7 protein-coding genes are annotated in these 13,637 nt (G+C 44.1%); 3 read left to right on the plus strand and 4 right to left on the minus strand.

Going from position 1 to position 13,637, the window contains the following annotated elements; translation table 11 throughout:
* Positions 1–1,160 precede the first annotated feature (1,160 nt).
* The 4 genes from QUB20_RS01630 to QUB20_RS01645 all read right to left on the minus strand — a co-directional run bounded on the left by QUB20_RS01630 (position 1,161) and on the right by QUB20_RS01645 (position 5,680).
* Positions 1,161–1,742 (minus strand): serine acetyltransferase, encoded by a 582-nt coding sequence (locus tag QUB20_RS01630; protein WP_333236455.1) that lies wholly within the window; start codon positions 1,740–1,742, stop codon positions 1,161–1,163.
* Positions 1,743–1,937: 195 nt separating this feature from the next.
* The gene (locus QUB20_RS01635; protein ID WP_333057909.1) at positions 1,938–2,948 is read right to left on the minus strand and encodes a glycosyltransferase family 2 protein; all 1,011 of its coding nucleotides are present in this window, start codon (positions 2,946–2,948) and stop codon (positions 1,938–1,940) included.
* Between the two features lie 223 nt (positions 2,949–3,171).
* A complete protein-coding gene (locus QUB20_RS01640; RefSeq protein ID WP_333236453.1) occupies positions 3,172–4,443 on the minus strand; it encodes a glycosyltransferase in 1,272 nt (423 codons plus the stop codon).
* Positions 4,444–4,762: 319 nt separating this feature from the next.
* Positions 4,763–5,680, minus strand: coding sequence for a histone deacetylase (locus QUB20_RS01645; RefSeq protein ID WP_333236451.1), 918 nt, complete (start codon positions 5,678–5,680; stop codon positions 4,763–4,765).
* A 77-nt stretch (positions 5,681–5,757) separates the two neighbouring features.
* Between QUB20_RS01645 and QUB20_RS01650 the strand changes: the two genes are divergently transcribed.
* The 3 genes from QUB20_RS01650 to QUB20_RS01660 all read left to right on the plus strand — a co-directional run bounded on the left by QUB20_RS01650 (position 5,758) and on the right by QUB20_RS01660 (position 13,630).
* Complete coding sequence (locus tag QUB20_RS01650) at positions 5,758–6,267, plus strand: hypothetical protein (protein WP_333242520.1); 510 nt, start codon at positions 5,758–5,760, stop codon at positions 6,265–6,267.
* A 654-nt stretch (positions 6,268–6,921) separates the two neighbouring features.
* On the plus strand, positions 6,922–11,637 hold the full coding sequence (locus tag QUB20_RS01655; RefSeq protein WP_333242517.1) for a response regulator: 4,716 nt from the start codon (positions 6,922–6,924) through the stop codon (positions 11,635–11,637).
* Entirely contained in the window at positions 11,603–13,630 is a 2,028-nt protein-coding gene (locus QUB20_RS01660; RefSeq protein ID WP_333236445.1) for an adenylate/guanylate cyclase domain-containing protein, read from the plus strand. The genes QUB20_RS01655 and QUB20_RS01660 overlap by 35 nt, the downstream gene beginning before the upstream one ends.
* Positions 13,631–13,637 lie beyond the last annotated feature (7 nt).

The raw sequence follows: 13,637 nt of genomic DNA on the forward strand, positions 1-13,637 counted from the left end.
TGCTTGACCAGTTTTTGAACTAAGCTTTTACTGACGTAAAATATCGCTGCTGTTTTTCTGATCGACAGCTTCTGATATTGATGGGCTGCTACTATTTTTGGAAAGCAAATTTACTGAATATGCTTTCATTGGTGTATTTTTTAATCTATTCTTATTGTACCTCATAACACCCGGAAGTGCTGTAAGAGTTCCCGCCCTTGGCGCCGAGGGGATCGAGCTTAACTGAACCGTATGGCGCTATATTCGAGAAAATATTTATGGAAAAAAGAGAGCATTGCGTTACTGGGAAATCACAACATATATAGATACCATTTCCGAAAACTCAACCTGGTATATGATGACACAAATTCCGGGAGTCTTAGCTAAAGAAGTTGGGAATTTGTATGGAAATACGACTTGGATTGAATATGGTTTTCGACAAAGTAAGAGTGAATTAGGGTGGGCGGATTTCCGAGTCACCCAATATTCACAGATTGAAAAATGGTGGGAAATCGTTTGTAGTGCTTACGTGATGATCGGCCTCTATACTAGGTCTAATAGAGCCGTTAACTCCCAGACTCCATCACCCAGCTCTTTATCCGCAAAAAACTTCTCACTTCTCCACCGCTTTGAGCAACATCAAGACGCTTGATGAAAAAAAAAGTTGGAAGAGGCATCTAAACAATTTGAGATTAATATTACAAGCTTTAATTAGCTTTAACTTGATACAACAGTGGCTAAAAATTTTTCCGATTCCACAATTATCTACAGGCTGGGCTCGATTAAGAGCGTTAATGAATTTTTACCCAAATCCCTTCTCTTACTTAATAAATGAGAGTGAATTCTTATTTTCTTCTGCCGCTTAGTGACAGAAGAGAGGTATCTTGCCTACGGCATCTAGTTTAACGTTGTAAGCCCGGTTAAGCATGGCGATCGAGCCGTCGTGGCCGAGCACGGTATAAGAGGAGAAGTGAACATTGTTGCCGATGCGGACGTAGGCGGGATCTCCAAAGACCGTATTGAGCCAGATGCTGCAATTTTCGCCTAGCGCTTACAAGTTGCCATGGCGGGGGAGAAATTCTGTGTATTCTTGGGCACAGGCGTTACAGAATTGGATGTAAAGGCCACGGAACTTGCCGTAACGCATCGCAAGATGGCGGATAATTTTTTGCAATATTGATCTAAGCATTTTCCTGGTTTTTGGTAGATTGAAGAATCTTGGCAGGAATACCTACTGCTGTTTTGCCTGCGGGAATATCTGATAAAACTACAGCATTAGCACCGATATTTACGTCGTCTCCCAAGTTTACTTTTCCGAGGATTTTTGCACCAGCGCCGACGTTAACCCGATCGCCCAATTGAGGGGATTCCAGCGGCTTGTCCAAATAGCGGTTTCCCAACGTTACACCTTGGCGGATAATGCAGTCGTCGCCGATCGTACAATATCCGTGAATAATAATAGCGTTTTGATGTTCAATCACCACGCGACGACCGAGCTTCACAGTGTAAGGCAAGTCTATCCCGTAACTATTGCGGACTTTTCGGTAGAGTGCTCGATAAATAATGCTCAAAGGAGCTCGCAGTAATTTCGGTTCTACCTGCATTCTCCAGACGCCAAAACGCTGCACTGCTACGGCGCGAAATCCCGGTTTTGTCCAATCTCGACCATGAGCAATCCAGTCTTCTTTAATTTGCTGCCACAGTCCCAGGCCGGGGTCTTCTACTTGATTTTCAGTGGTGATTAAGTTTTGCTCAGTTACCATAAGCTCTAATTCACATTATTTATTGTTTACTCTATTGCTAGATGCCGACGATATTAATGGGTCTATCAGGTTTGTGAGGAAGGAGCAATCCGGTTTTATTGATCGAGAATACTAATTCCTCAGCTGCATCATAAAATATTTTGCTTGCCTAGGCTAACCTGGTTTAGTTGGCTTTGACCCATTTACCAACTCCCTTTAAAAGTTTTTGGATTTTTCAATCTTACCCCCCTTAAAAAATACACTATTTAATACAAAATCTCTCAGCAATTGTGGTGGATCGCCATCGGGTTTGCCTTGAAGTACGCGACGCACCCTCCAGGCTGCAAAACCCGAAGCCCAGGATACATCAGTTAATGCTGTGTAAACCAAGCCGTAGTTTTTGATAAAGTACCTACGCCGGGAATCAAACCAATAGGTAGGCAGCCGCTTGGCGGGCTTTTTGGTGTCAGTGACGCCTGAGCTTTGGCCGACTAAGTGCACAACGCGACTTTCAGGTACGTACCAGCAACTCCAGCCAGCTTTGTTCGCTTGCAGACAAAAGTCCATTTCTTCGCAGTACATGAAATAAGCTTCATCCATCAAGCCAATCTTTTCAAATACTTCGCGACGGACGATCATGCTGGCTCCAGCTACCCAATCAGTTTGACAGGTTTCTTGGGAAATCGGAGGCGCTGCGGCCCAGTTGGCTAATAACTTGGATATAAAGCCTGTCCGCCAACCAAAATCGAGTTCTGTCAAGATGTTGTGAAACCGAAAAGCTGACTCCTGGGGCGTGCCGTCGGGGTCTTCCAAGCGGCTGCCGGCGATGCCGGCTTCGGGATGAGTGTCCATGAAATCGACGAGGGCTTTTAAGGCACCTGGGCGAACTATGGTGTCTGGGTTAAGCAGCAGGAAGTAAGGGGGGGGATTGGTGGATTGGAGGGCGGGACGGATCAGGGCGTTGTTGCCGAAAGCAAATCCGCCGTTGCGCTCTAGGGGAACGAAGGATGCCCATTCATTCCAGCCTTCTGAGGCGATCGCACTACTAATTTCTTCGACAGAGCGATCGCCTGAAGCATTGTCGCCAACTACAACTCGCATACCGGGCAGCGATTGAACTTCGCTAACTAGAGAGCGCAAGCAGTCAATTGTCAAACTAGAGGTTCGGTAGTTAACAATGACAACCAGCAGTGGATAGGGGTGATTGGACTCGCTGGCCTTCGACATAAGTACCGTTGTTTGTTTAACAACTTTTTAGCTCAAGTTGTACCCATCTGGCAAGCTGGAGCGATCGCCCGGAGTACAGGTATCGCTTAAGTAGATGAGTCGGAAAATACACAAGTAGTCAAAAGCGAGGGTAACTCCGTGAAACGAAGCAATCCCAAAGCTTCTGACAGCTTTACATTCCTTTACACAGCCAGGTTTATTTGCGCCTACCTACTTACTTTTTTCATTGCTCCAACATACTTAACAAAAGCTGCCACCGCTGCCGGTGCATTTCTTCGTGAGTCAGGCTGCGAGCCTGTTTCAGACCTGCCATGCCCATATTTTGAAGTAGGTTCAAGTTTTCTCCCGACTGTTTGAGCAAGTTTGCTAAATCAACTGGGTCATTGCAATTACCGATCAAGCCTGTGATGCCGTTTTCGATGCAGTCGCGGAGTCCGGCAGTGTTGTTTGCCAGTACCGATACAGCCTGGGAATAAGCATCGTATACTATTCTGGGCTGTTCGTCTGAGGTGCTGGGAACCACAACAGCATGATATTGTTGCAGCCGGCTGAAGAATTCTCTCCCGTAAGGAATAGTTCCCAAAAGTTCGATCTGTACCGATTTTTGCATTGCCTTGCTGGCTGCTTGGCAGTTGCTTAACAGTTCGCCTTCACCTAGTATGTCCAGCTTGACGGCAATGTTTTCCTCGTCCAAGATTTTCATTGCTTCTAGGAGAACTAACAGACCTTTCTGTGGATGCAATCTGCCCGCAAATAGAATTTTTAGTTGTTTGGGCGAGGCTGACAGTTTTTCCTGCCATATTTTAGTCGCCTCTGCTTCCGAAATAATATTTTCTTCATCTATCCACGAAGCGTGAATTATGTGACTTTTTTTGTGTGGTTTTTTTAATAAACTTTGCTGATATTCTCCCTGTGTAAAGATTGTCAAGTCGGCGCTGTTGATGCACCAGCGATTCAATGTTTCGTATATGTAAGCTTGAATTTTGGCTTTAATGCTGGCAGGGGTTCCCGGCTGCAGCCGCCACGGTGCGGACTCGACTATGAGCAGGTATGGTTTCCGCTGTATCAGGACTATGGGCGTCACTAACCATGCCATCGGAATCGGCCAGCCTGCTACGCCGCTATGTACGATATCTGAAGATGCGATCGCGCCCCAAAGCTGGGCAACCGTTGCCGGCAGCAGAAATATTCCTTTGGCCAAGCTATTTGGGGAGGGAAGGTCAATAAATTTAGCATCAGCAAATGATGTTTCCGAATCCACCTCTATGGTATTTTCGGGGAGGGTTTCTCGCACGCACGGAGATGCTAGCGTGAAGTTTTTCAAATACTTAAAGTGTTGAGTTAGGTCTTTAGCCCACATTAAATCGAGATACCTGCAGCCTTTGGAGTCGCGGAAGGATGGGATGTTGAGGACTAGCAGGTAGTGCTTGTCTATGGGCATCAAAGTCGGTTCTTTGGCCCCATCTTCTGTGATATTTAACGAGTTGGAGTCCATAAAATACACTAGGATTGAATGCGATATATCTATTTTAATGCCACTTTAGCCTGTTTTTAGTATTAATTGACACCCTAAACACGCAATCATATCGCCAAAGAATACTGAAGTCCATATTAAATCTCCCCAATCTGGGTCAATACTCCGCACAGTTTTTGGAACTATACTACAAGCCTTACAGGGCAAGCAGCATAAAAAAGTCGAATTAAATGCCGCGTCAGGGGTAGAGATGACTTTGATTTCATTATTTACGCTAGCCTCAAAGTCAAGTAAGAATAAGCCATTGGGCAATAGAAAAAGTGTCCGGACTCTTGCTGGATCAAAGTCGATACTGCCTGTAGGCTTGACTGGCAGCTCGGTGCAGCAGCGAATGTCGGTAAACTAACCCCTTAGCGTCATCGGAATAGCCCCCGCCAATCACGCAGGCAACGGGATAGCCGCCGGCCAAACACGCCATCAAAACTTGCATTTCCCGGCGAAATAAGCCCGTATCAGTTAAAGCTAATTTTCCCAGTTTGTCACCGTGATGAGGGTCTACTCCAGCATCGTATAAAACTAAGTCGGGCTTGACATTTGAAAGCAAATCTGGTAAGAATTTATCCAAGGTTTGTAAATATTCGTCGTCCTCCATACCCACAGGCAAAGGTACATCTAAATCGCCCTTTTGTTTAGTGCCGGGAAAATTGACTTCGCAGTGCATCGAGAAAGTAAAAACACTGCTGTCATCTTGAAATATTACGGCGGTTCCGTCTCCTTGGTGGACATCTAAATCGACAATTAAAACTTTGCGAACTAAACCATTTTTTTGCAAGACGCGAGAGGCGATCGCCAAATCATTAAAAATACAAAAACCCGACCCAAAAGCAGGGAAGGCGTGATGAGTTCCGCCCGCAGTATTGCAAGCCAAACCGTAGTCTAAAGCGAGCTTTGCAGTTAGTACAGTTCCTGCAACCGCAGTGCAAGTGCGATTAGCAAGGGCGCGACTCCAAGGCAGACCAATTCGCCGAGTCGCTTTGTTATCCAGCGTCCCGTTGCAGTAAGCTTGAACATAGGAGTGGTCGTGGACTAATTCAATCCATTCTTGAGGGGGAAGTTCGGGAGCGTGAAATTGCGATTTATCTGCTACCCCGTCCGCGAGCAGCATCTGGTAAAGCATCCGAAACTTTGCCATCGGGAAGCGGTGATCCGGTGGCAGGGGTGCAACGTAATCTTCGTGGTAAATAATTGGTAAGTCCATTAAAATTATTGTATAACGAATGAATCTCCAATTGAGCGCCTGCAATCTCAAATTTAAATTCGCTGGAGAACTTGTATATGCAACAACTAAAAACAGTCTGGCAGTCCGGCAGCACCGACCCCGAAAATGCTGACAATCTCGATAATATCAGTCAGTGGTGGGGAAACCTGAACGGGAAAGAAATTAGCTGGGTAGAGCGACTGATTCCGCAAATCGGCGGTTTGAGCGAAATTCACTGGCACCCCCAGCGTTTTGACGAAACATTTGTGATAGTCAATCCCGAAATTCGGGAGGAAACTCTCTATTGGTACAAACCAGATTCTCCTGTCCAACGTAACAACACTGTTGACAAATTAGAACTTGACAACTTGCAACAGCAATTGTACATCTATCCTCAGTTGGAAGCGGAACTGGTAATTCGCGTAGGAATTCCCGAAGTTAAATATCAAACACTTGAATTAAACAATCCCGAAATCGCCTTGGGCGAAGATAATCTGCTGTTGCTGTGGGAATCTGACCAAGAACTAGAAATTAAAATTTACTTAAGCAATGAAAATATTGCTAAACTTAAGGAATTGCTGGCATAGAAAAGACCGAGAAAATATTTTATAGGGTAAGCTTTGGGTGCGGGGTGGATTGCTATTATATACTCTTAGTTACCTATAAATATCTTAAGACTCAGGAGTCGGTGGGTCAAAACCGAGGTTTTTCACAGCAATACTTTGTTGCAGCGACAAGAGTCAAAAACGGTTTCTTCACCTCGTGGTATGTCCATGTGTGTATCTGTGCTAAAACCCTTTGAACGTGCGAGCAAAATGTCCAGAAAGTTGTGTTATCCTCCGGGCAATTTTAATGCTAAATTCAAGCAAAAAACTGTCCTGGGCGAATCAACCGGGTTGTACGAAAATACTTTGTCGCAGCCATTGAACAAAGTTAAGAAACCCGGTTGCTTTGGTCTGGAGTGCCTAAGCGATGATTGTTTTTCAGCCAAGTTAATTTGTACAGCAAATCAGGCGATTTCTTTTGACAACAAAATGTAGTTAATTACGGTTATTTTGAGTGAAAAATTAAGAGAAGTAACCAATAAATTGAAAAAATAGAAGGTGCGTTAGTTGATGGCTAATATCTAAAGTTAATCATCTATTTGCTGAGTGTAAAAATGTTTAATAAATAATGATGAGCGGAAGAAATCGCTAAATATATTAAATCATCAATCTGCTGCTAGAAATAAAAAAATCACAATGACCAGACAAAAAATGATATTTGACAAAGAAAGTATTCACATTTTAATTATTGACGATCAGCCCCACAACCTGCGGTTTATATCAAATATATTGACGAAAGAAGGGTATAAAGTTCAGCGGGCGATTTCGGGAGAAATGGCGGTCAATGCTAATTTAGCAGTTCTCCCAGACTTAATTTTGCTAGATATTGCTATGCCCAAAATGAACGGATATGAAGTCTGTGCTAGACTGAAATCCAACGAAAAAACTAAGGAAATTCCGGTTATTTTTTTGAGTGTTTTTGAGGAAACTTTTCACAAAGTCAAAGCTTTTGAAGTCGGCGGTGTTGACTACATTACTAAGCCTTTTCAAGTGGAAGAAGTTTTAGTGAGGATCGAAAGTCAATTGACTATACAACAGCTATCAAAACAATTAAAACAGCAGAATGCCCAACTGCAACAAGAGGTAGAATTTCGCAAGCGAACAGAACAATCACTCCGGGAAAGCAAAGCGCGGTTGCAAAAATTGGCGGTCAATATACCGGGAGTTCTTTATCAATTTATCAAGAAACCAGAGGGAAATTTTAAGTTTGAATATATTAGTTATGCTTGTCGGGAGATTTACGAATTAGAGAGTGAGGAAATATTAAAATGTCCCGACTTTTGCTTCGATCAAAATCATCCAGATGACCACGAATATCTGGTAAAACAAATTGCTACTAGCGCCCAAACTTTAGAACCTTTTGCCTGTGAATGGCGGATTGTTACGCCGTCGGGTAAACTCAAATGGCTCCAATCTAATTCTCGACCAGAAATGCGCGATAATGGCGATATTGTTTGGTATGGCGTACTTTTTGATATCAGCGAGCGCAAGCACGCAGAAATAGAAATGGCTGGAGCTAAAGCTGCTTTAGAACGGCAAGTTCAGCGAGAATTGCTGATTGCAAAAATAACTCAAGAAATTCGCTCAAGCTTGCAGCCAGAACAAATATTTCAAATAGCTGCCACTCAAGTCGGTCTGGCATTCTGCGTCAATCGCTGTTTGATTCATACTTACGTCACTACTCCCCAAGTCGATATTCCTCTGGCGGCAGAGTATCTCGAACCCGATTGCGAATCTATTCGGAACGTACCTGTTCCAATTTGGGGCAATCCTCACGTCATACAAATGATGATACAAGATCTGGCGATCGCCTCGAACAATGTTTATTCAGACCCTCTTTTGCAAGCTGTTCAACCGATTTGCCAGAAGGTTGGGTTAAAATCGATGCTGGCAATTCGCACTTCTTACCAAGGCCGGGCCAACGGTGCTATCTGTTTGCACCAGTGCGATCGTTACCGGGAATGGACTTCCGAGGAAATAGACTTATTAGAAGCTGTGGCGGCTCAAGTAGGGCTCGCTATCGCTCAAGCTAAACTGATCGAACGAGAAAAAAACCGAATTCAGCAGCTCGATCGGCAAAATAAAGTGCTGCAAGCAGAAATTCGCACCCGCGTCCGTGCCGAGCAAGCTCTGCAAGAATCGGAAACAGAATTGCGGGCTATTTTTGCCGCCATGACTGACACAGTTTTAGTGAGAAATGCAGAAGGGCGCTGCATCAAAATCGCCCCGACAGCATCAACAAATTTGGTGAAACCTCCAAGCGAAATGATTAACAAAACCGCTCACGAAGTCTTGCCGAAACCTATAGCAGATTTACTATTAAATGCGATCCAACAAGCTCTGAAAACGAAGCAAACTATCAATGTTGAATATAGCTTTAAAGTCGGAGAGCGCGACGTTTGCCTCGATGCTAAAGTTTCTCCGCTGACTCCAGATTCAGTGATTATCGTGGCGCGAGATATTAGCGTTCGTAAACAAACAGAATCCGCACTCAGAGAAAGCCAGCACTTCATTCAAGCGATCGCCGATTCCAATCCCAACCTGTTGTACGTTTACGATGTAATTGAACAGCGGAATGTTTATACCAATCGACAAATTTCGACGATGCTCGGATACACCACCCAAGAAATACAAGATATGGGTACAGCAATGATGCCACTTCTGATGCACTCCGACGATTTGCCAAACTTTTTTGAAAGCATCCAAAAAGTTGATCGAGCCAAAGACGGTGATGTCATTGAATGTCAATACCGAATGAAACACAAAAACGGTGAATGGCGGTGGATGCACAGTTGGGATACAGTATTTCTCAGAACAAGCGATGGTAAACCCAAACAAATTCTCGGCACTGCTAATGACATCACAGACCGCAAATTAGCAGAAGAAAAACTGCTAGAGTCCCAACAAAGAATCTCATTTTTATTGCAGCAAACGCCGATCGCGGTTATCGAGTTAAACCTCAATTTTGAAATTATTACTTGGAATCCCGCAGCCGTTGCTATTTTTGGCTACAGTGAGCAAGAAGCGATTGGTCGAGTCGCCTCCGATTTAATCGTACCTGAAAGCTATCAACCGCAATTATCTGAGATTTCCAATCACGACTTGAACGCCAAATCCAGCGGGACTACTGAAAATCTGACTAAAGACGGCAGAATTATCATCTGCGAGTGGTATAATACTCAGCTAATTGACGATAACGGTACAGCGATCGGCATTGCTTTAATGGCTGTAGATATTACCGAACGCAAGCAAGCAGAAACGGAACTGCAAGAAAGTGCTTTACGACAAAGAGCGATCGCCCGCATCATTGAAAGAATGCGGCAGACTTTAGATATCCGAGAAATTTTTCACGCCACAACCCGAGAATTGCGCCAAACCATGAAGTGCGATCGAGTCGCTATTTACCGTTTCAATCCAGACTGGAGTGGCGAATTTGTAGCCGAATCCCTTGATCGCAAGTGGGTTTCTTTCATCCAAGCACAGGAGACTGATTCTAACCTTACTGAAGGCGCTTTAGACAGCGACCGTTGCGTCGTCAAAGAATTAGATAGCCCCTCACAAGAAGTACGCGATACCTATTTGCAACAAACCCAAGGCGGAGCCTACAGCCGAGGTACAACTTACCTTTGTGTCCCAGATATTTACAAGCAAGGTTTCGATAATTGTTACATCCACTTACTAGAAAAATTTCAAGCTAAATCCTACATTATTGTGCCAATTTTCTGCGGAAAAACGCTCTGGGGATTACTAGGCTCCTATCAAAATTCAGCTCCCCGCCAGTGGAGCGAAGCTGAAATCAACGTTGCAGTTGATGTAGGTACTCAGCTAGGAGTAGCATTACAGCAAGCGGAATTGCTCGCTCGCACTCAAAGGCAGTCAATGGAACTGATTAAATCCAAAGAAAACGCCGAAGTGGCCAACCGCGCCAAAAGCCAATTTCTCGCTTCCATGAGTCATGAACTCCGGACACCTCTCAACGCCATTCTCGGTTTTTCCCAAGTCATGGCCCGCAACAGTTCTATCACGGAAGAACAAAAAGAATACATAGAAATTATTAACCGCAGCGGCGAACATTTGCTAGAACTCATCAATGATGTTTTGTCAATGTCCAAAATAGAAGCAGGTCAAATTACTATCAATCCCAGCCGCTTTAATCTCTACGACTTTCTCAACAGTCTCAAAGAAATGCTGCAACTAAAAGCCAACTCAAAAGGCTTGTATCTAATTTTTGAAAATCCCCATAATTTGCCGCAGTACATTCAAACAGACGAAGCTAAATTGCGGCAAGTTTTAATTAACCTACTCGGCAATGCAATTAAATTTACTCAACACGGAACCGTTACTTTGCGCGTCAGTAGCCACGCTGAAAAAGACGCCATAGAAGAAAACAAATCCCAATTGTATTTTGAAATTGCCGACACGGGACCCGGCATTTCTCCCTCGGAACTTTCCACATTATTCAAGCCCTTTGTACAAACCGAAACTGGTCGAAATTCCATGCAGGGAACTGGTCTGGGATTGCCGATTAGCCAACAATTTGTCCGAATTATGGGAGGTGATATTGCTGTTGAAAGTCAACTCGGCCAAGGCACAATTTTTAGCTTTAATATCTGGGTTAACTTAGTGACAGAAAGTGATGAACAAGAAAAACCACCGATTAAACAAGTTATTGGTTTAGAAGCAGGACAGGAAACTTATCGGATATTAATAGTTGAAGATGTAGCGGAAAATCGCCAACTGCTGCTTAAGCTGCTAGTACCCCTGGGATTTGAAGTCCGGGAAGCAACTAACGGTCAAGAAGCAATTGCTTTGCATTTAACTTGGAAGCCGCACTTGATATTAATGGATATGCTGATGCCCGTGATAGATGGGTATGAAGCGACAAGAGAGATTAAGAAAACTCTCGAAGGTAAAGAAACAATAATTATTGCCTTGACGGCCAGTGCTTTTGATGAGCAGCGACAAATAATTTTGTCTGCTGGTTGTAACGATTTGATATGTAAACCGTTTCGGGAAGAGGTACTTTTTGAAAAGATAGCGCATCACCTCAACCTGCGTTATATTTATGAAAAAGAGAACTTATCTACTTCTTTTTCTACACCGACGCTGCTTAAAAGTTTGACCACCGAGGATTTGAGTGTAATGCCCACAGACTGGGTGGTCGAGTTGCACCGAGCAGCACTTTGTGTTGACGACAACCGCATCCTCGATCTGATCAAGGAAATTCCCGAAACTGAGGCAAATCTCGCTAACGCTTTAACAGATTTAGTCGATAATTTTCGGATAGATATCATTATCGATTTAACTCAATTATATTATGATGAACGACCATCCATTATCAGCGACTCGTAAAGACATTCTGATCGTTGACGATATGCCGGATAATTTGCGACTTTTATCCACTATGCTGACATCTTACGGGTATCATGTCAGGAAGGCTATTAACGGACACTTGGCTTTGCAAGGGGCACAAATATCTCCTCCCGATCTAATTTTACTAGATATTAATATGCCACAAATGAACGGGTATGAAGTTTGTGAGCAGTTAAAGTTAAGCGAAAAAACTCAAGATATTCCGGTAATTTTTATTAGTGCGCTAGATGACGTGCTGGAAAAAGTTAAAGCTTTTCAAGTAGGAGGAGTGGATTATATTACTAAACCGTTTCAAGTAGAAGAAGTCTTAGCCCGCGTCCAAAACCAACTTTCTCTTCGTTCGCTGCAATGCAAACTGCAACTGCAAGCTAGGGAACTGCACGATCGCAATTCTAGATTGCAGGAAGAAATCGCAGAACGGCAGCGGGCTGAAGAATCAATCCGGTTTTTGCTGGAAACGACGCGGGCGATCGGCGAAGCTGTAGACTTTCACTCAGCTTTAGAAGTAATTTTGCACCAAGTGGGCGAAACAATCGGATGGGATGTAGGAGAAGCTTGGATTCCCAATGCAGAAGCAACTGTGCTGCAATCTGCCAGGGGCTGGTATGCCAGCAACGCGAGGATGGATGCGTTCCGCAAGCAAAGCGAACAACTGACATTTGCCATGAATATAGGCCTGCCGGGACGAGTTTGGGCATCCAAGCAACCGGAATGGGTAGAAGATATTTCCAGGGGCTACCCGCATTTTTTCCGAAGTCAAATAGCACTAGAACTCGGATTCAAAGCGGGTTTTGGTGTGCCGATTTTGGTAGGCGATGAAGTATTGGCAGTGCTAGTTTTCTTTAAAATTTCGTCGGAAGGGAAAGACGCACAATTTATAGACGTTTTCAATGCGGTAGGCACTCAATTAGGTTCTTTGATTCAGCGGAAACAAGCAGAAGAATTGCTACGTATTGCCCAAGAAAAATATCACAGCATTGTAGAAAATGCGATGGAAGGCATTTTTCAAAGCACGCCTTCAGGAGGCTATCTCAGCGCTAATCCAGCTTTGGCAAAATTGTACGGTTACGACTCGCCAGAAGAACTGATGTCCGAGATTAACAATATTGCTCAGCAACTGTATGTTGACCCAGAACGCCGCCGCGAATTTGTGGCTGCTATGGATGCTGAAAATGCCGTTTCTGGGTTTGAATCTATGGTATGTCGCAAAGACGGGCGCCGGATTTGGGTGTCAGAAAATGTTCGGGCTGTTCGAGATGCAAAAGGTGAGCTGATCTACTATGAGGGTACTGTTTCTGACGTTACAGAGCGCAAGTTAGCCCAAGAAGAGCTGAAAATTCAACAAGAACAAAGCGAGAAGTTGCTGTTAAATATTTTACCCAAACCAATCGCAGAACGCTTGAAGGCAGAGCAAAGTACGATCGCCGACAGTTTTGCCCAAGTAAGTGTTTTATTTGCTGATATTGTTGGCTTTACTGAGTTGTCTGCTAGAATGTCTCCCACCGAGTTGGTAAAGCGCTTGAACGTAATTTTTTCGCACTTCGACCAGTTAGCTGAAAAGTACGGTGTGGAGAAAATTAAGACTATTGGCGATGCTTACATGGTAGTCGGGGGATTGCCTACGCCGAGACAGGATCATGCCGAGGCGATCGCCCAAATGGCCCTGGGAATGCAGGAAAAAATAGCAAAGTTGTGCGCCGAGACAGGGGAAAAACTGGCAATTCGCGTTGGCATCAATTCCGGGCCGGTGGTTGCGGGAGTGATTGGTGTGAGCAAGTTTACTTATGATTTGTGGGGAGATACGGTGAATGTAGCGGCGAGGATGGAAGCTACGGGTTTTGCCGGCAGAATTCAAGTTACTGATGTTACTTATGAGCTTTTGAAAGATAAGTATTTGTTTGAGAGGCGAGGCGTAATTCCGGTAAAAGGTAAGGGGAATATGATGACTTATTGGTTGCTACAAAAAAAGTAAAAATTGG

This window comes from Microcoleus sp. B4-C2 (assembly GCF_036705265.1).
GTDB lineage: Bacteria > Cyanobacteriota > Cyanobacteriia > Cyanobacteriales > Microcoleaceae > Microcoleus.

Bases quoted from the DNA above. Each gene is read 5' to 3' on its own strand.
- QUB20_RS01660 (WP_333236445.1), top strand. From the start codon at position 11,603: ATGATGAACGACCATCCATTATCAGCGACTCGTAAAGACATTCTGATC.
- QUB20_RS01650 (WP_333242520.1), top strand. From the start codon at position 5,758: ATGCAACAACTAAAAACAGTCTGGCAGTCCGGCAGCACCGACCCCGAA.
- QUB20_RS01645 (WP_333236451.1), bottom strand. From the start codon at position 5,680: ATGGACTTACCAATTATTTACCACGAAGATTACGTTGCACCCCTGCCA.
- QUB20_RS01630 (WP_333236455.1), bottom strand. From the start codon at position 1,742: ATGGTAACTGAGCAAAACTTAATCACCACTGAAAATCAAGTAGAAGAC.
- QUB20_RS01655 (WP_333242517.1), top strand. From the start codon at position 6,922: ATGACCAGACAAAAAATGATATTTGACAAAGAAAGTATTCACATTTTA.
- QUB20_RS01640 (WP_333236453.1), bottom strand. From the start codon at position 4,443: ATGGACTCCAACTCGTTAAATATCACAGAAGATGGGGCCAAAGAACCG.
- QUB20_RS01635 (WP_333057909.1), bottom strand. From the start codon at position 2,948: ATGTCGAAGGCCAGCGAGTCCAATCACCCCTATCCACTGCTGGTTGTC.